The sequence below is a fragment of the Actinomyces polynesiensis genome (assembly GCF_000820725.1).
Classification (GTDB): domain Bacteria; phylum Actinomycetota; class Actinomycetes; order Actinomycetales; family Actinomycetaceae; genus Pauljensenia; species Pauljensenia polynesiensis.
In genome coordinates, this window is the sequence record NZ_CCXH01000229.1 from 1 (window position 1) to 17466 (window position 17466).

The 17466-nt window shown below is 71.1% G+C and carries 15 protein-coding genes and 1 pseudogene; 9 read left to right on the forward strand and 7 right to left on the reverse strand.

Going from position 1 to position 17466, the window contains the following annotated elements; genetic code table 11:
* The first annotated feature begins 261 nt into the window (after positions 1 to 261).
* Positions 262 to 1407 carry a succinyldiaminopimelate transaminase gene (gene dapC, locus TA90_RS09745; protein WP_043536028.1) on the forward strand — a complete coding sequence of 382 codons (1146 nt, stop codon included), beginning with the start codon at positions 262 to 264 and terminating at the stop codon, positions 1405 to 1407.
* 88 nt (positions 1408 to 1495) lie between these two features.
* Positions 1496 to 2899 carry a citrate synthase gene (locus tag TA90_RS09750; protein WP_082031617.1) on the forward strand — a complete coding sequence of 468 codons (1404 nt, stop codon included), beginning with the start codon at positions 1496 to 1498 and terminating at the stop codon, positions 2897 to 2899.
* Positions 2900 to 3071: 172 nt separating this feature from the next.
* Here TA90_RS09750 and dapD read toward each other — a convergent pair whose 3' ends face one another.
* From dapD to TA90_RS09765, 4 genes and pseudogenes are all read right to left on the reverse strand, one after another.
* Complete coding sequence (dapD, locus tag TA90_RS09755) at positions 3072 to 4055, reverse strand: 2,3,4,5-tetrahydropyridine-2,6-dicarboxylate N-succinyltransferase (protein ID WP_043536030.1); 984 nt, start codon at positions 4053 to 4055, stop codon at positions 3072 to 3074.
* A 96-nt stretch (positions 4056 to 4151) separates the two neighbouring features.
* Positions 4152 to 4988 (reverse strand): Maf family protein, encoded by an 837-nt coding sequence (locus TA90_RS09760; protein ID WP_187120129.1) that lies wholly within the window; start codon positions 4986 to 4988, stop codon positions 4152 to 4154.
* A complete protein-coding gene (locus TA90_RS15640) occupies positions 4985 to 5587 on the reverse strand; it encodes a DUF885 domain-containing protein (protein WP_331394271.1) in 603 nt (200 codons plus the stop codon). The genes TA90_RS09760 and TA90_RS15640 overlap by 4 nt, the downstream gene beginning before the upstream one ends.
* Positions 5533 to 6747 (reverse strand): annotated as a pseudogene (locus TA90_RS09765) (DUF885 domain-containing protein); the annotation flags it as partial. The gene TA90_RS15640 and the pseudogene TA90_RS09765, both read right to left, overlap by 55 nt.
* A 55-nt stretch (positions 6748 to 6802) precedes the next feature.
* On the opposite strand from TA90_RS09765, the gene TA90_RS09770 reads away from it, so the two are divergent.
* The 4 genes from TA90_RS09770 (at position 6803) to TA90_RS09785 (ending at position 12029) form a co-directional block, all read left to right on the forward strand.
* Positions 6803 to 7963, forward strand: coding sequence for an SLC13 family permease (locus TA90_RS09770; RefSeq protein ID WP_043536032.1), 1161 nt, complete (start codon positions 6803 to 6805; stop codon positions 7961 to 7963).
* A gap of 815 nt (positions 7964 to 8778) precedes the next feature.
* Entirely contained in the window at positions 8779 to 9777 is a 999-nt protein-coding gene (locus TA90_RS09775; protein WP_052450736.1) for a nucleotidyl cyclase domain-containing protein, read from the forward strand.
* A gap of 129 nt (positions 9778 to 9906) precedes the next feature.
* A complete protein-coding gene (locus TA90_RS09780) occupies positions 9907 to 10587 on the forward strand; it encodes a response regulator transcription factor (RefSeq protein ID WP_043536033.1) in 681 nt (226 codons plus the stop codon).
* A 116-nt stretch (positions 10588 to 10703) separates the two neighbouring features.
* Positions 10704 to 12029, forward strand: coding sequence for an ATP-binding protein (locus tag TA90_RS09785; RefSeq protein ID WP_043536034.1), 1326 nt, complete (start codon positions 10704 to 10706; stop codon positions 12027 to 12029).
* A gap of 59 nt (positions 12030 to 12088) precedes the next feature.
* Here TA90_RS09785 and TA90_RS09790 read toward each other — a convergent pair whose 3' ends face one another.
* Positions 12089 to 12589, reverse strand: a complete 501-nt coding sequence (locus tag TA90_RS09790) for a GtrA family protein (RefSeq protein ID WP_197067884.1) — start codon at positions 12587 to 12589, stop codon at positions 12089 to 12091.
* Positions 12590 to 12732: 143 nt separating this feature from the next.
* Here TA90_RS09790 and TA90_RS09795 point away from each other — a divergent pair, with 143 nt between their 5' ends.
* Positions 12733 to 13887, forward strand: a complete 1155-nt coding sequence (locus TA90_RS09795) for a 5-(carboxyamino)imidazole ribonucleotide synthase (protein ID WP_407921588.1) — start codon at positions 12733 to 12735, stop codon at positions 13885 to 13887.
* A 7-nt stretch (positions 13888 to 13894) separates the two neighbouring features.
* Here the strand turns inward: TA90_RS09795 and TA90_RS09800 are convergent, their stop codons facing one another.
* Positions 13895 to 14260, reverse strand: coding sequence for a hypothetical protein (locus TA90_RS09800; RefSeq protein WP_043536036.1), 366 nt, complete (start codon positions 14258 to 14260; stop codon positions 13895 to 13897).
* Positions 14261 to 14700: 440 nt separating this feature from the next.
* On the opposite strand from TA90_RS09800, the gene purE reads away from it, so the two are divergent.
* On the forward strand, positions 14701 to 15300 hold the full coding sequence (purE, locus tag TA90_RS09805; protein WP_052450734.1) for a 5-(carboxyamino)imidazole ribonucleotide mutase: 600 nt from the start codon (positions 14701 to 14703) through the stop codon (positions 15298 to 15300).
* Between the two features lie 190 nt (positions 15301 to 15490).
* Positions 15491 to 16483 carry a UDP-glucose 4-epimerase GalE gene (galE, locus tag TA90_RS09810; protein WP_043536038.1) on the forward strand — a complete coding sequence of 331 codons (993 nt, stop codon included), beginning with the start codon at positions 15491 to 15493 and terminating at the stop codon, positions 16481 to 16483.
* Positions 16484 to 16559: 76 nt separating this feature from the next.
* Here galE and TA90_RS09815 read toward each other — a convergent pair.
* Positions 16560 to 17466 (reverse strand): LCP family protein (locus tag TA90_RS09815; RefSeq protein ID WP_043536040.1); only part of this gene is annotated, 907 nt, incomplete at its 5' end.

A 17466-nucleotide genomic window follows, 5' to 3' on the forward strand; every position in this document is an offset into this window, starting at 1 on the left:
GTGGGTGGGGGTGATGACACCCCCACCCCCACCACCCCCGAGCTCGAATGCCTGCGTGTCGCTCCCGGGAGGCTGTCTCGACCTGGTGCAGGGTTCCCGGAGGAGCGTGTCCTCACCTCCGGGAACACACTGGAGATCCGGGCCGTCCACCCGGGGGCAAGATCTGGCGGCTCCCGCTGCAGGGCGGTCCCGACGTCGTAGGCTGTGGGGGATCCGACCCGCCCCCACCCGGGCGGACATTCCCGACACCCAGGAGGGACCGTGGCCGACCTGCCGCGCACGCTCGGACTTCCCGACTTCCCGTGGGACCTGCTCGTCCCGGCCAAGGAGCTTGCGGCGTCCCATCCCGGTGGCATCTGCGACCTGTCGGTGGGCACCCCCGTGGACCCGACCCCCGCATTCGTGCGCGCGGCCCTCGACGAGGCCTCCGACGCCCCCGGCTACCCCACGGTGATCGGCACCGAGGAGGTCCGTCACGCGATCCTCGAGTGGGCCGCACGGCGGGGGATGGTGGACGTCGGCACGGACGGGGCGATCCCCACGATCGGGTCCAAGGAGGCCGTCGCCTGGCTGCCCACACTGCTCGGCGTGCGCCCGGGGGACACGGTCCTGGTCCCCGAGGTCGCCTACCCCACCTATGACGTCGGAGCCCGTCTGGCCGGTGCGACCCCCGTCCCCGTGGACCCGACCCGTCCCGACAGCTGGCCCGACGCCGCCCTCGTCTGGCTGAACTCCCCGGGCAACCCGGACGGCCACGTCCTCACCCGGGACCAGCTGCGCTCGGCCCTGCGGTGGGCGCGCTCGCACGGCGCGGTGCTCGCCTCCGACGAGTGCTACGCGGCGCTGCCCTGGGGGGCACCCTTCGTCGACGAGGGCGTCCCCAGCCTGCTGGACCGGGAGGTCTGCGAGGGGGATCCCCGCGGGGTCCTCGTCCTCTACTCCCTCTCGAAGCAGTCGAACATGGCCGGCTACCGGGCGGCCGTGCTGGTGGGGGACCCGGACCTGGTCCGGCCGGTCGTCGAGGTGCGCAAGCACTCCGGGATGATGGTGCCCGCGCCGGTGCAGCACGCGATGGCGGTCGCACTCCTCGACCCGGAGCACGCGGACGCCCAACGACGCACCTATGCCCGACGGCGCGAACTCCTCCTGGCGGCCGTGGACGCGGCCGGCCTGGAGAACGACCCGGACTCGGTGGCGGGCCTGTACCTGTGGGTGCGTGACCCCTCCGCCACCAGCCCCGACTCGTGGGCCCTGGTGGACCGCCTGGCACGGCTGGGGATCCTCGTCGCCCCCGGGGACTTCTACGGGGAGGCCGGGCGGGGCAGGGTCCGCATCGCGCTGACCGCCACCGACGAACGCATCGCAGCGGCCGCCGCACGTCTGTCCGCCGCCGCCCAAGAATCTTGAGCACGAGACAGTTCCCGGTACTACAGTTGGGACGAGAGTCCCACCCTCGCAGCTGAGGGTGAACCACCCACCAGGAGGTCGACACCCGATGAGCAGCAAGTCCACCACCAGCGCCGACGTGACGACTTCCCCCACCCCGGACGGTCCGGACACAGCCGCCTCCGCGGCCACCACGGAGCCCACCGAGGCCCCCGACGGCCTGCTGGTCGTCGGGGACGCGAAGGTCCAGCTCCCGCGCGCCCGTGCGACCGTCGGTACCGACGGTGTGCGCATCGGCAAGGTGATGGCCGAGGCAGACGTCGTGACCCTCGATCCCGGCTACACGAACACCGGGTCGTGTGAGTCCGCCATCACCTACATCGACGGGGACGCGGGCATCCTCCGCTACCGTGGCTACCCCATCGACCAGCTCGCGAAGAACTCCAGCTTCCTGGAGGTCGCCTACCTGCTGATCTACGGGGAACTGCCCGACGCGGCGACCCTGGAGAGCTTCATCCGCAACATCCAGCGCCACCGCCTGCTCCACGAGGACTTCAAGGCCTTCTTCACGGCCTTCCCCCACGACGGCCACCCCATGGCGATCCTCCAGGCGGGTGTGGCGGGGTTGGCCACCTACTACGAGGACACACTCGACCCCCGCGACCCGGACCAGCTCAACGAGGCACTCGTCCTGCTCATCGCCAAGCTGCCGACCATGATCAGCTACATCGCGAAGCGCGCCGCCGGTCTTCCCCTCCTCTACCCGGACTCCCAGCGCGGGTACACCGAGGACTTCATCCGGATGACCTTCGGCATGCCCTACCAGGCCTACGACATCGACCCCGCACTGGTGCGTGCCCTGGACATGCTGCTGATCCTGCACGCCGACCACGAGCAGAACTGCTCGACCTCCACGGTCCGCCTGGTCGGCTCCTCCCAGGCGAACCTCTACGCCTCGGTCGCCGCAGGTGTCGGGGCGCTGGCCGGCCCGCTCCACGGCGGCGCCAACGAGGCCGTGCTGCGGATGCTGCACCAGATCAACGACTCGGGCGACTCCGTGCAGTCCTTCGTGGACCGGGTGAAGAACAAGGAGTCCGGTGCCCGTCTCATGGGCTTCGGCCACCGGGTCTACAAGAACTACGACCCGCGCGCCGCGATCGTCAGGGCGACCGCCCACGACGTCCTGGAGCGTCTGGGCAGGCGTGACAACCTCCTCGACATCGCCATGCAGCTGGAGGAGATCGCCCTCAACGACGACTACTTCAAGGAGCGCAAGCTCTACCCGAACGTCGACTTCTACACGGGGCTCATCTACTCGGCGATGGGCTTCCCGCCCAAGATGTTCACCCCGCTGTTCGCGCTGGGTCGCCTCCCGGGCTGGATCGCGCAGTACCGCGAGATGACACAGGACCCGGCCACCAAGATCGGGCGCCCCCGTCAGGTCTACATCGGCGAGGTCGAGCGCAACTACGTGCCGCTGCGCCAGCGCAACCCGCGGTTCGCCGGGGCCTGACGCGGCCCTGTCCACAAGGCGGTGTGGAGAAGTCTGTACAAAGACTTGAAGGACATGTGCCCGGAGGCCGCCCACCTGCGCTGATGCACCTGTGTCTCGGAGGCCTTCCGTCCACAGGCCCTGCAGGCGGAGACGTGCCCGGTCCCCTGCTCAGGCAGGGGACCGGGGAGCCTCAGTTGCTGGCGTGGAGGGCGTCGTTGAGTTCGATTCCGTGTCCGCCGCGGGCCAGGGCCTCCACACGCCCGGAGACCGAGTTGCGTCGGAAGAGCACGTTGGAGGCACCGGCCAGCTCGCGCGCGGAGACGGTGCGGGGTTCGGCGAAGAGCCCGTTCTCACCGGGGACGACGCCGCCACCGGGCAGGACCGCGACCTTGGTGCCCGCCGTCAGGTAGAGACCGGCCTCCACCACGCAGTCGTTGCCCAGCGGGATCCCCAGACCGGAGTTCGCCCCGAGGAGGCACCGCTCACCCAGGCGGACGCGCTGGCGACCGCCTCCTGAGAGGACGCCCATGGTCGAGGCGCCGCCGCCGACGTCCGAGCCGTCGCCCACCACGACTCCCTGGGAGATGCGTCCCTCCACCATGGAGCGACCCAGGGTCCCCGCGTTGAAGTTGACGAAGGCTGCGTGCATCACAGTGGTGCCCTCGGCGAGGTGGGCGCCCAGACGGACCTTCGCACCGTCGGCGATGCGCACGCCGGAGGGGATCACGTAGTTGACCATCGGCGGGAACTTGTCGACGCCGATGACGGTGACGGGGTGACCGAGATGGAGGCGCAGCCGCATGCGCGTCTCCTCGAAGTCCTCCACCGCGCAGGGGCCCGCCGAGGTCCACACGACATTGGGCAGGCGCGAGAAGATCCCGTCCAGGTTGACGGTGTTGGGGAGCACCAGCCGGTGGGAGAGGAGGTGGAGGCGGAGGTAGGCGTCCGCCGTGGACTGGGGCTGGTCCTCCAGGTCCGCCTGGCAGGTCACCACGGAGGTGCGGATCCCGCGGGCGTGGTCCTGTCGCTCCAGTTGGGTGAGCTTCTCCAGGAGTTCGCCGTCTCCGCCCTGGGAGTGCTCCCCGAGGTGGGGGTCCGGGTACCAGACGTCCAGGGTCTGGCCGCTGGTCGTCACGGTCGCGAGGCCGATGCCCCAAGCCTTTGTCGTTTCCATGGGAACACTCTAGGACGGGGGTCGCGCCCCGGCCCGGCGGGTCCCACACAGTGGGGTCCTCTGGTGCCCGTGGCGCCCAGCGGCGACGCCCCCGGTTCACCTCGCCGAAGAGGCCCGTCGGTGGTCCCACAGGTCCGGCCAGAACACCCCGACCTCGGTGAGCATGGTGCGCAGCAGGGGCAGGGAGAGGCCGACCACGGAGTGGTAATCGCCCTCGATGCCGGTGACGAAGGGGCCACCCAGACCGTCCACGGTGAAGGACCCCGCGACCTTGAGCGGCTCACCCGAGTCCACGTAGGCATCGATCTCCGCATCCGACATGTCGCCGAAGCGGACGGTCGTGGAGGCCGAGGCACCGATCTCGCGGACCTGTGTCCACGGGCCGGCATCGGTGCCCGCCCGGTCCGGAGCCGACCCGCCCAGCGTCGACCCGCCCAGCGTCGACCCGCCCAGCGCCGACCCGCCCGGTCTCGCCCCCTCGGGCCGCACCGCGCCCGGTCCCGCGGGCTCCAGGACGACCGCGAAGTGGCCGGTCCACAGGACGGCCGCGCGGTTGCGCATCTCCCGGATGCGTTCGCGCGCCACCTCGGGGCGGTGGGGCTTGCCGAGCATCCGCCCGTCGAGTTCCAGCATCGAGTCGCAGCCCACGACCACCAGACGATCGGCACCGGCACTCGCGGTCAGGGCGGGCCGGCCCTGCTCCAGTCCCTCGGCCACGGCCCGGCACTTGGCGGTGGCCAGGGCGAGCACCTCGTCGGCAGGGGTGGTGGTGCCCCCGCTGAACGCCCGGCCGCCGGGCAGCGCGGCGAGCACGGCGGGCTCATCGACGTGGGAGACGATGACCTCCGGTGTGATCCCGGCGGCGACCAGGGTGGCCCGGCGTGCCGGGGACTTCGAGGCCAGCACCAGGTGGGTGGGGATGCCCCGCCTCACGACAGCACGGCCTCGCGCAGCGTGGCCATGGGCAGACTGCCGAGCTTCAGCGCCTTGGAGTGGAAGGCCTTGGGCGTCGCGTCCTCGCCGTGCCGGGGTGCCCACTCCAGGTACTCTGCGCGCAGTTGTTCCCACAGGCGCTGACCGACCTTGTACGAGGGCGCCTGCCCGGGCCAGCCCAGGTAGCGGTTGAGCTCGAAGTCCAGGAAGCCGTCGGCCATGGCGACGTTCTCCTTGAGGAAGGACCGTGCGAAGTCGCGGTCCCACACCCCGCCGCCTCCGGGACGCTCCTTGCCCAGGTGGACGCCGATGTCCAGCGCGACCCGCGCCGCGCGCAGACGCATGGAGTCCAGCAGGCCCATGCGGTTGGCGGGCTCGTCCTGGTAGCCGAGTTCGGCCATGAGGCCCTCGGCGTAGAGCGCCCAGCCCTCACCGTGCCCGGAGTTCCAGGAGGCCAGGCGTCGGTAGAGGTTGAGGGTCCCCGACTCGCGATGGCCTGGGAGATCTGCAGGTGGTGACCGGGGACGCCCTCGTGGAAGACGGTGGTGCGCTCCTGCCAGGTGTGGAAGGTGGTCTCCCCCTCGGGCACCGCCCACCACATGCGGCCCGGGCGGGAGAAGTCCTGCGACGGCCCCGTGTAGTAGATGCCTCCGTCCTGGGACGGCGCGATCATGCACTCGATGCGCCGGGCGGGGGCGGGGATGTCGAACTGGGTGCCGTCGAGGTCAGCGATGGCGCCGTCGGCGATTCCCTGCATCCATTCCCGCAGGGCATCGGTGCCGTGGAGCTGGAGGGAGGGCTCGTCGTTGAGGCGGTCCAGGGCCTCACGCACGCCGGTGCCCGCGCCGTAGAGTTCCTCCGCGATCGCCCGCTGCTGGGCGTCGATCTCGGCGAGCTGGGCGAGTCCCCACTCGTAGGTCTCGTCCAGGTCGACCACCGCGCCGATGGAGGCCCTGGAGAAGCGGGCGTAGCGCTCGCGGCCGATGCCGTCCGCGGTCGGCGCGTGGTCCAGGAGCTCCTCACCGAGCATCTGCGCCAGGCCACCGTACGCGGACGCCGCCTCGACAGCGCCCTCGCGCAGGTCCCGCTCCAGGTCGGCATCCCCATGGACGAGGGCGGCGCCCTCGTCCGCCAGCTCGGAGAAGAAGTTCCCCGCGGCTGCCAGGCCGCGGGCCTGCTCGATGCCGATCCCGATCTGGCGGCGCGCGGCGATGCGGCCCCGGGAGGCGGCCAGTCGCAGCGAGTCCTGGTAGCCGGCCAGCGCCTCGGGCACGGCGTGGAGGCGTCGGGCGATGTTGCCCCAGTCCCCGGCAGTGTCCTTGTCCATGAGGTCGAAGCTCATGCGGATGTCCTGGATGGGGGAGGCGATGTTGTTCACACTGCCCAGCCACTCGTCGGCCTCCTCGAGGTCGATCTCGGCGCCGAGGCTCTCGACGATGGCGGAGGCCGTCGTGCGGTCGACCTCGTCGACGGGAGTGATCCTCTGCGCATCCGTCACCAGTGCGCGTGCCAGGTCGAGCATCTGCTCCTGCCCGGCGGGCGAGTAGTCGGGGAGGGCCCCGGGATCGCCCGGCAACCCCCAGTCCGTCGCGGCCAGGGGGTTGAGGCGGGCGACGTCGCGGACGTAGGAGTCGGCTCGCGCGTCGAGGTCGGAAGGGGTATGGGGGGCGTGTTCACTCACGTGCCCCAGCCTAGATGCGTGTGGGAGCCGATGCGTCGGCAGGAGGGACGCTGCGCCGTCCCCTTGCTCCCCGGCCATGCCCCGAGGGCCCTGCCCTGACGGCACCCTGCGCCCGTGGGCCTAGTCTGGTGCGGTGCGCCTCGGTCTGCTGGGTCTCGTGCTCATCCTGCTGGGCGGTGCCGCGTGGGCCACCGGTCTCCTGCCCGCCGCGGATGCCGTCGCGCTCGGGCAACGGGTCTGGCCGGTCCTGCTCTTCGCCCTCGCCGTCACGGTGGTGGCCGAGCTGGCCGCCTCTGCCGGTGTCTTCGTGCAGGTCGCCTCCCGCGTGGCTCTCCTGGCGCGCGGGCGCACCACCATCCTGTGGCTGTTGGTGGTGGGGCTGGCGATCCTGTCGACGGTATTCCTCTCCCTCGACACGACAGCGGTCCTCCTCACTCCTGTGGTCGTCCTCCTCGCCGTCCAGGCCCACCTGCGTGCCCGCGCGTTCGCACTGACCACCGTGTGGCTGGCGAACACGGCGTCGCTGTGGTTGCCGGTCTCCAACCTGACGAACCTCCTGGCCGCGCACCGACTCGGGGAAGGGGGTGTGCGTGCATTCGTGGAACTCATGTGGCTGCCCGCCCTCGTCGCCACGGTGGTGCCGGTGGCGCTCCTCTTCCTCGTCTTCCGCGGGCAGCTGTCCGGGGACTTCTCCCCGACACCGCCTCCTGCGGCACCCGACCCCCTGCTGTTGCGGATCTGCGCGGCAACGGTCGGGCTGCTCCTGCCGATGCTGGTCCTCATGGGTGGGGAACCGTGGATCCCCGCATGTGCGGCTGCCGTGGTGATCGTCGCGGCCTTCGCCTGGAGGCGTCCGAGCGCGCTGCGCTGGAGTGTGCTGCCGGTGCCCCTGGTGCTGTTCGCCTCGGGCCTGTTCCTGGTCGTCGGGACGGCGCACTCGCTGGGAGCCACCGCGCCGTTGGGAGTGCTCGCCGGCGAGGGCGAGGGCCCAGTGGCGCTCCTGCGCCTCTCGGCGGTGGGAATGCTGGGGGCGAACGGCGTGAACAACCTCCCTGCCTACCTCGCCCTCGAACCCCTCGCGGACTCACCCCTGCGTGTGGGTGCACTGCTCATCGGCGTCAACGCCGGTCCCCTGGTCACACCGTGGGGGTCGCTCGCGACCCTGCTGTGGCACCAGCGCCTCCAGGCGATGGGCGTGTCGATCTCCTGGCGGGCGTTCATCCTCCTGGGCGTCGTGGCGGCACCTCTCACGGTCGGTGCTGCCAGTGCCGGTCTCTGGCTGGCGTCACGGTGAGGTGCGGTTGACATCCGGTCATGATTCCTGTGCCCCTGCCATGAACGACACCGGTGGTGTCCTCTTCCGGTTGCGCAGGGCACTACTGTTGACAGGTGACGACCGACACAGTCCATGTGGAAGATCACGTGAGTGACCACATCATCGACGCCCCAGGAGGTGTGTGCCCAGTGACTCCGACCGACCCCTCGGGCCCGGTCCGCGGGGGTGCGGGAGTGCCCACCACACCCGCTGAGGAGTCCCCCCCACCCTCACAGGTCGCACCGCCGACGCCCGGACGCTGGGTCTGGGCACGGGATGCCATGAGGGAACAGAGGGGGTCGACAGGCGTCCAGGACCGGGGCCGGGTCCGACATCGGACGGCCCAGGGGGACGAGCCGGGGAACGCGCGGCCATCGGCTCCCGGGGGACGGAGCCGGGGATCGGAGCCGGGTGCAGTCCCCGGGTCACAGGGACCTGCCGCCGGTGGCACAGTGGTCGGCACCGGCACCGGGACGTCCCACCGACCGGCGGGCCGGGGTGCGACGGAGGGCGCTGCTCCGGACGTCCCGCCGTCCAGCGGCCGGGCCCGGCCCCGGGGCCTGGTCCCGCCGGTGGAGGACGGACAGGTGGCGGGCACCGGCAGGGCCTCGGTCGGGGTGGGGTCCGCGGACAGTGCAGGGCCGACGGAGGCCGGGTCGCACGGGGCACCGGATGCCGGGCAGCCGCACCCGGGTACCCATCCCGCAGGGCCGATCTGTCCCGCTGGCCCGGCCGATCCCGCCGGGCCCGTCGAACCCGTCCGGCCCACCGACCTCAGCCACACCTCCCCCGACATCGACGAGAGGATCGCCGGCTACCAGGACCTCCTGCTGGGGGGACGCCCTTCTCTGACGGCCCGGGACCTGGCCGAGCGCACCGGCACGCCGTTGGGACGTGTCGACGAGTTCTGGCTGGCCATGGGCTTCCGCACCGTGGATCCCGAGGAGGTCGCCTTCACCGTCCGGGACCTGCAGGCCTACGGTGCGTGGAGCACCCTCATCGACTCCGGCGCCATCGACTTGGCGACGGGACGCTCCCTGTTGCGCGCCCAGTCCCACATCTCCGACCGCCTGGCCCTGTGGCAGGTGGAGGCCCTCGTCGAGGACGTCGCGCGCAGACAGGACCTGGACGACACCCAGGCGCGGCGGCACGTGCTGGAGAACATGGGGGACCGGGTCGACTTCCTCGAACACGCCCTCGTCTACTCGTGGCGGCGCCAACTCGAGTCGCTGATCACCAGGGTCGACCACGAGGTGACCCAGCGCGGACCGGACTCGGGGAAGCGGCGGTTCCCCCTGACCCGCTCCCTCGGCTTCGTCGACATGGTCTCCTACACCTCGTCCTCCACCATCCTCGGCAGCAAGCTCGTGGGGCTCATCGAGCGCTTCGAGGACGCCTCGCGCACCGCGGTGACCGCCGCCGGGGGGCGCGCCGTCAAGATGATCGGGGACGCGGTCCTCTTCATCGCGGACGACCTCACCACGGGACTGCGGGTGGTCACCTCGCTCATCGAGGCACTCGGCGCCGACGACCAGATCCTGCCGGTGCGCGCCTCCTTCGTCCGCGGCGACGTCTTCTCCCGTTCGGGGGACGTCTTCGGGCCGCCGGTGAACCTCGCGTCTCGCCTTGTGGACATCGCGCCGGAGGGCAGGATCCTCACCGACGCCACGACGGCTGCGGCCATCGCCGGCGGGAAGGGAGGGTCGGGGTACCACCTCGAGGACTTCCCCAGCGCCGAATTGCGCGGGTTCGGGACGGTCTCGCCGTATCTCCTGGCCCGGGACATGGACTGACCACAGACCCGTCCGACAGGCCCGGAACGGGAGGCACGGCGGCCCTCACAGGGTGTTTCACGACCTGGACGACCTTTTACTTGGTCAAGGAATGTGAAAGGAAACCCCTTCCGGGCTTACGATGAGCACGTGACTACTGTTCTGCTCGTCGAAGACGATCCCGCGATCTCCGAACCGTTGGCCCGCGCGCTGGGCCGTGAGGGATACGAGGTGAGGGCCTCCGGCACCGGCCGCGGCGCACTCAGCGAACTCGAGGGCGCCGACCTGGTCGTCCTCGACCTCGGCCTGCCCGACATCGACGGGCTCGACGTCGCCCGTGAGATCCGCAGCCAGGGCAAGACGATCCCGATCCTCATCCTCACGGCACGCACCGACGAGGTCGACATGGTCGTCGGTCTGGACGCCGGCGCCGACGACTACGTCACGAAGCCGTTCCGTCTGGCCGAACTCCTCGCCCGCGTGCGCGCACTGCTGCGACGCACCGGCACGGAGGCCGGTGAGGGCGACCTGGTGGCCCAGGACGTCCGCGTGGACGTGGCTGCCCACCGTGCCTTCGTCGGTGAGCGAGAACTCCAGCTCACCGCCAAGGAGTTCGACCTCCTGCGCGTGCTGGTGCGCGAGGCCGGAAACGTCGTCGAACGTGACGCCCTCATGCGCGAGGTGTGGGGGTCCGACCCGTCGGGGTCCACCAAGACCCTGGACATGCACGTGTCCTGGCTGCGGCGCAAGCTCGGCGACGACGCCGCCGACCCGCGCTACATCACCACGGTGCGCGGCATGGGCTTCAGGTTCGAGACCGGCAAGGACTGACACCCACCCACCTCCTGGACCGCCCGGTCGCCGCGGTGGTGACGGGGGAACGGTGGCCGGGCCCGGTGGGGCACCGGGGGACGTGACGAGGGAAGGCGGCAGGGAGGAGGTCCACGGTGCGCAGGCGAGCTGTGCAGATGATCCTCACGGCCGTCACCGTGGTGGCCCTGCTCATGGGCATTCCCGGTGCCGCGATGGGGTCCATCATGGTGTGGAACTCCGAGCAGCGCACCCTCGAGGCGCGTGCCCAGTCCCTGGTGAGGGCCGTGGACCGCCGCGTGGCCGAGGGGCACGAGGTGCCGGCCAGCCTCGTGGAGGCGTGGGCGAGCCCCCTCTCCTCCGACCAGGAGGATGCCTGGACACGCGTGTCGACGGCAGACGGTGAGCCGATCGTCGTGGGCGCCGAGGTGGAGGGTCCGGCGCTGACCTCAGTGGTCGTCTCCGCGCTGGGGACCACCGTGCGCATGGAGATCCCCGCCACCCAGGCGCTGCGCAAGGTGGGCCTGGTCGTCGCAGCCTTCCTCGGGGGCACGGTCGCGTCCATGGTCGTGGGGTGGGCACTGGCCAACAGGCTGTCCCGGAGACTGTCCGCGCCGCTCATCTACCTGGCTGCCCAGGCCGAGCAGATCGGGTCGGGGCAGGTCCGCGCCCGCGTCAAGGCATCGGGGATCGAGGAGATCGACCTGGTCCAGGACGAGCTCGCCCGGACCGGGGAGCGGATGGCGGGTCGCCTGGCGGCCGAACGGCAGTTCGCGGCGGATGCCTCCCACCAGTTGCGCACGCCGCTGACGGCACTGTCGATGCGCCTGGAGGAGATCGAGATGATCTCCACCCAGGAGGAGGTCCGCCAGGAGGCCCAGCGGAGCCTCGAGCAGGTCGAGCGACTCACCGGGGTGGTCTCGGAGTTCCTGGACCCCTCCGCGCGCTCGGGAGGTCTCACGGAGGCGATCCACGTCGTCGAGGTGTTCATCACCGAACGCGAGGAGTGGGAGGAACAGTTCGAGAAGGCCGGGCGCGAGTTGGTCTTCACGGACGAGGCGGAGCAGCCGGTGCTGGCTGACGGGGCCAAGCTCGCCCAGGTCCTGGCCACCCTCATCGAGAACTCGCTGCGTTACGGGGCGGGGACGACGCGTGTCGTCGCCCGGCGTTCCACCAACAAGCGCGGCGTGATGATCGACGTCTCCGACGAGGGTCCCGGTGTCGAGGAGGACCTGGCCCCCGACATCTTCGAGTACGGCGTCTCCGGCCACGGGTCGACCGGCATCGGCCTGGCCCTGGCCCGCGACCTCATGCAGGGGATGGGTGGCCGCCTCGAGCTCACCCAGCAGCGGCCCCCGGTCTTCACCGCGTCACTGTCCGCGATCCCGACGTCACTGGACCCGGACCGGGTCATGCCGGAGGGGCCGCTGGTCTCCATGGGACGCCGCTCCCGCCGCTTCTGACCGCGAGGTCCGCTCTGTTCTGTGGCCGAGGTCCGCTCAGTTCGACCCTCGAGGTCCGCTCAGTTCGACCCTCGAGGTCCGTCCCCCGGTCCTCGCTGCCCGGTGAACACGAATGCCCGGTAGCCCACGTAGCGCAGGATCGTCCCCAGGACCAGCCCGACGACATTGGCCGAGACGTTGTCCGCGAGCACCGAGGTCAGTCCGAGCAGGTGGTGGGACACCCACAGGCACGCCAGGGGCGGGACCATCCCGGCGACGTTCACCACGACGAACCCACCGAGCTCGCGGCCGGGGGAGTCGGTCGCACGGGCGGAGAAGGTCCAGTGACGGTTCACCACCCAGGAGAACAGGGTCGCCACTGCGACGGAGACGACCTTGGCGAGCATGACGTGGCGACCCTCGGTGGCCGCACGCACGATGTTGAACACCGCGAGGTCGACCACCCAGTTCATCCCACCCACGCCGAGGAACCGGAGGACCTCGGTGACTCGGTCACGCTTGAGGGGTGGCAGGGACCGGATGGCGGGCAGCCGCTCGAGCAGGCGGAGGCGTGGATCCACCTGCGCATGGTATCCCGCTCCGGGACTCCGCCCTGTGACCGGTTCCCCGGCGACCGCTCCCCCACCGGCCGGTCCCCCACCGGGTTTCCGCGGACTGGCTCCGGGAGGAGCGCGTCCCGTCCAGGCGGTAGGTTGGGCGCGTGGTGGATACCGGACTGACGCAAGCGCCCGTGGTCGCCGTGGTGGGTGGCGGCCAGCTGGCGAGGATGATGCAGGAGAGCGCCATTGCCCTGGGCGTGCACCTCAGGGCACTGGTGGAGGCCCCGGACGGCTCGACCGGACAGGTGGTCGTGGACTCGACCGTCGGGGAAGCCTCCGACGCGCGGGCCGTGGCGGACCTGTGCCGGGGTGCCGACGTCCTCACCTTCGAGCACGAGCACGTCCCCCAGTCGGTCCTGGCGGCCCTGCCACCGGACCTGCCCGTGAACCCCCCGGCCTCCGCGCTGCTCCACGCCCAGGACAAGCTCGCCATGCGCGAGCGCCTGTCCGGCCTCGGGATCCCGTGCCCGCGCTGGGCGCGGCTCGACACCCCTGCGGACCTGCAATTGTTCGGCGACGAGGTCGGCTGGCCCGTCATCGTCAAGACCCCCGTGGGGGGCTACGACGGTCACGGCGTGCGGGTGGTCCGCACCGCCTCGGACGTCGACGACTGGTTCGACCACGGCGCCCCGCTGCTGGCGGAGGAGAAGGTCCCCTTCACCGGCGAGCTCGCCGCCCTGCTCGCCCGCCGCCCCTCCGGCGAGGTCCGCTCCTGGCCCGTCGCGCGCACGATCCAGCGCCACGGCGTCTGCGCCGAGGTCGAGGCCCCGGCCCCCGGGCTCGATCCGGGTGTCGCCGAGGAGGCCCGCGGGATCGGGGAGAGGATCGCCCGCGAACTGGGGGTCACCGGTGTGCTGGCCGTCGAGATGTTCCTCGTCGAGGATGCGGACGAGGGCGGCCAACGCGTCCTCGTCAACGAGTTGGCCATGCGGCCCCACAACTCCGGACACTGGACCATTGACGGAGCGGTGACCAGCCAGTTCGAGCAGCACCTGCGCGCGGTCCTCGACCTGCCCCTGGGGGACCCGAGCCCCCGGGCCGCGTGGTCCGTGATGGTCAACCTGCTGGGCAGCGAGCTGCCCGACCCGGCCCTGGGCCTGGGTGGGGCATTCGCCTCATCACCCGATGCGCGCGTGCACCTCTACGGCAAGTCGGTGCGGCCCGGACGCAAGCTCGGCCACGTCACCGTGTGCGGGGACGACCTTGCCGCCGCGCGTGCCCAGGCGGAGGCGGCGGTGGCGGCACTCCGCGGGGAGTGAGCGGGCCTCACCGGTGGCGGTCTCGTGCGCACACGGTTGCGCACACCAGGGTCGCGCAGACCACGGCGCCCGTCACCGCGCTCGTCCCGCCGTACGCGAGAGCGGGCCTGAGCTCGGAGGACGCTCCTGAGGCAATGGCGGGTCCCACGACCACATCCGCGACCAGTGCTCCCACGAGGGCGAGGGCCGCAGTGGTCCCCGCGACGAGTCCGATCCGGGGCCGCGAAGCGCCCAGGAAGGCGCCCATTGCCGCCGACAGTGAACTGGCGAGCATGCCCACGTACAGCTCGGACCGACTGGTGCTGTAGGACCAGTCGTAGGACCCCAGGCTGGCGCATGTGTGGAGGAACAGGCCCAGTGGGACGCCGACCACGACGGCGAGAGGCCAGGACGTCGGCCTCGGTGGTCCGCTGCGTCTGTCTGTGGCACGTGAGGTCCTCGTGGACATCGTGACCCGCCCCCCTCCATTGCTGGCGGGCCTCCGCCTGCCGTCCGTCGACTCGGGTGCCTCCGGGGGCGGGGGTCGACTGCACCGTCGTCATGCCGGTTGCCATGCCTGTCGCTGTGTCAACCCAGGCTATCGGGGACTCCGTGGACGGCGGGCACGTTTGCCCCCGAGAACGCCGGGGAGTTCCGCAGTCCCTCGTCAGGAGCGGAACGGGTGGCGATGTCAGCGCTGGTCGGGACTGGTGCCAGAGGGTGCGTCATTCGACAGGCATCTGGGGGACAATGGCGAAGGGCCGGGAATCCTGACCGACCCGCCCGGTTGGTGACCGGCTCAGGCCCAGGGAGGCACCCGTGGAGGACACATCGATGGAGCACGCAGCGACACCCCCGACGGCGGGGGATCCACCCCGCCTCACCCCGACCGGTGAGCACCCCTTGGTCGGCGTGGTCATGGGCTCCGACTCCGACTGGCCGACGATGCGCCCCGCGGTGGAGGCGCTCGCCGAGTTCGGGATCGACGCGGAGGTCGGTGTCATCTCCGCCCACCGCATGCCCGAGGACATGGTCACCTACGGGCGCACCGCATCCGCGCGCGGGCTGCGGGTCCTCATCGCAGGTGCCGGCGGCGCGGCCCACCTGCCCGGCATGCTCGCCGCACTCACCGAGCTGCCCGTGGTGGGGGTTCCCGTGCCACTCAAGCACTTCGACGGCGTCGACTCGCTGCTCTCCATCGTCCAGATGCCGGCCGGCGTGCCGGTGGCGACGGTCTCCGTCGGCGGCGCACGCAACGCGGGCCTGCTCGCCGTGCGGATCCTCGCCGCGGGTGCGGACGAGGGCGCCGCCACCCTGCGCTCGCGGATGCGGGGGTTCCAGGCCGACCTCAGGGGAATGGCGATGGACAAGGGCGCGGCACTGGCCCGTCGGGTGGAGGATGCCTCGCGCGCGGGAGGGGAGCCCGGCGCCTGACGTTGCACGTTGCGACCCGGGTCGGGGCCCGGGAGCAGCGGAGACGGTCCGGCGACTCCGTACGCCGCCAACCGGCTCCGTGTCCGCAGGTACCGGGACCGTCCGGCGACCGCGACCGTCGGTCCGGACTTCTCCCCGTCCCCACCGCGACGTGCCCCGACGCCCACCCGGCGGGCCATAGACTGGGGCCATGAGCATTCTCGTCAGCGGTGGCGCCGGCTACATCGGCGCGCATGTCGTCCGGGTCCTCCAGGAACGTGGTGAGAAGGTCGTCGTCGCCGACGACCTCTCCTATGGGAAGGCGTCACGCATCGGCGACGCGAAGCTGGTCCAGGTCGACGTCGCCTCCGACGCGGCCCGTCAGGTCCTCTCGGACACGATGGTCGACGAGGACGTCACCGCCGTCATCCACTTCGCGGCACGCAAGCAGGTCGGTGAGTCGGTGGAACGCCCCGCCTGGTACTACCAGCAGAACGTCGGTGGGCTGGCCAACATGCTGCTCGCCATGGAGGACGCGGGCGTCGACCAGATGATCTTCTCCTCATCGGCCGCCGTCTACGGGATGCCTCCGGTGGACGTCGTGGCCGAGGACGTGGACAAGCACCCCATCAACCCCTACGGGGAGACGAAGCTGATCGGCGAGTGGATGATGGCCGACTGCGAGCGGGCCTGGGGCCTGAAGTGGATCGGCCTGCGCTACTTCAACGTCGCGGGTGCGGGATGGACCGACCTGGCCGACCCGGCGGTCCTCAACCTGGTCCCGATGCTGCTGGACCGCCTGGCGCGGGGGGACTCCGTGAAGATCTTCGGAACGGACTACCCGACACCTGACGGGACCTGCATCCGCGACTACATCCACGTCCTGGACCTCGCCGAGGCCCACGTGCACGCCCTGGACAAGCTCACGGGCGGTGTGCCCGGACACCACGTCTTCAACGTGGGTACGGGCATCGGCACCTCGGTCCGCCAGATCATCGACGGACTGCGGCGCGTGTCGGGGTGGGACTTCCCCGTCGAGGAACTGCCCCGGCGTGCAGGTGACCCACCGGAGCTCATCGGTGACCCGCACAGGATCGCCGTCGACCTCGACTGGAAGGCGAACCTCGGCGTGGAGGAGATCCTCGAGTCCGCATGGGAGGCCTGGCAGGCGGGTCCGCGGCGCATCGAGGTCCCGAGGTCCTGAGGTCCCACCCGCCCGGGAACCCCGTTCCGGGGAGCGCGGTCGGCGACGGTCCCGGCGCGCCCGGTGTCGACCGTGCTCAGAAGCTCTGCTCCATGTCCGCAGGTGTCAGCGTCCCCTCGAGGACCTTCCGGAAGAAGTCGGGGGCCGTCTGGTCCTGCAGCAGGACCGTCGACCCCGCAGAGGTCTGGTAGCCCAGGGACTCGATGGGTGGTGCCCCGGTGAGGGAGGCGTTCCCGGCCTTGCGGAACGCCATGACCAGTCGTGCCACGTCGACGATGTTCGAGTCCTCGTCCACGGTCAGGGCCCCGGCGCCCGCCCGCTCCAGGCGGAAGGCCTTGAGAGGGTTGAGCAGGACGGAGGGGGACATGGCGGCGGAGACGGTCTTCTCGACGACCTGGCGCTGGCGCTGGGCGCGTCCGATGTCGCCGAGGGGGTCGGAGTAGCGCATCCGGGAGAAGGCGAGTGCGGTGGTGCCATCGGCCTCGTGACAGCCTGACTGCCACACGAGGCCGGAGTAGGAGTCGTTGACGTCCATGTCGAGGCACAACTCGACGCCGCCGACTGCGTCGACGATCTCCCCGACGCCCCCCATGCCGATCTCCACGAAGTGGTCGATGTGCAGTCCGGTCAGGGACTCCACGGTGCTGACGAGCAGCTGTGCGCCCCCGTAGGAATAGGAGGCATTGAGCTTGCCCCAGCCGTAGCCGGGGATGTCGACATAGGTGTCACGGGGGAGTGAGGTCGCCGAGGCCTGGCCGTTGGGTGCGACGTTGACCAACATGATGGAGTCCGCGCGCTGTCCCTCGGTGCCGTCCTGGACGGCACCGTCGGCGCGTGAGTCCGATCCCGCGAGCAGGTAGGTGGTGCCGGGCGTCCCGGTCCCGGAGTCGAGTGCATCGGTGCGCCCCAGGTGTCGGTTGCCGTCCCACAGCAGGAAGGCGGGCCAGGCGAGGACCAGGACCAGGAGGAGTGCGAGGACCCGT

Excerpts from the sequence above, each read along its gene's own strand:
- TA90_RS09750 (WP_082031617.1), top strand. The coding sequence starts at position 1,496 with ATGAGCAGCAAGTCCACCACCAGCGCCGACGTGACGACTTCCCCCACC.
- dapD (WP_043536030.1), bottom strand. The coding sequence starts at position 4,055 with ATGGAAACGACAAAGGCTTGGGGCATCGGCCTCGCGACCGTGACGACC.
- purE (WP_052450734.1), top strand. The coding sequence starts at position 14,701 with ATGGAGCACGCAGCGACACCCCCGACGGCGGGGGATCCACCCCGCCTC.
- galE (WP_043536038.1), top strand. The coding sequence starts at position 15,491 with ATGAGCATTCTCGTCAGCGGTGGCGCCGGCTACATCGGCGCGCATGTC.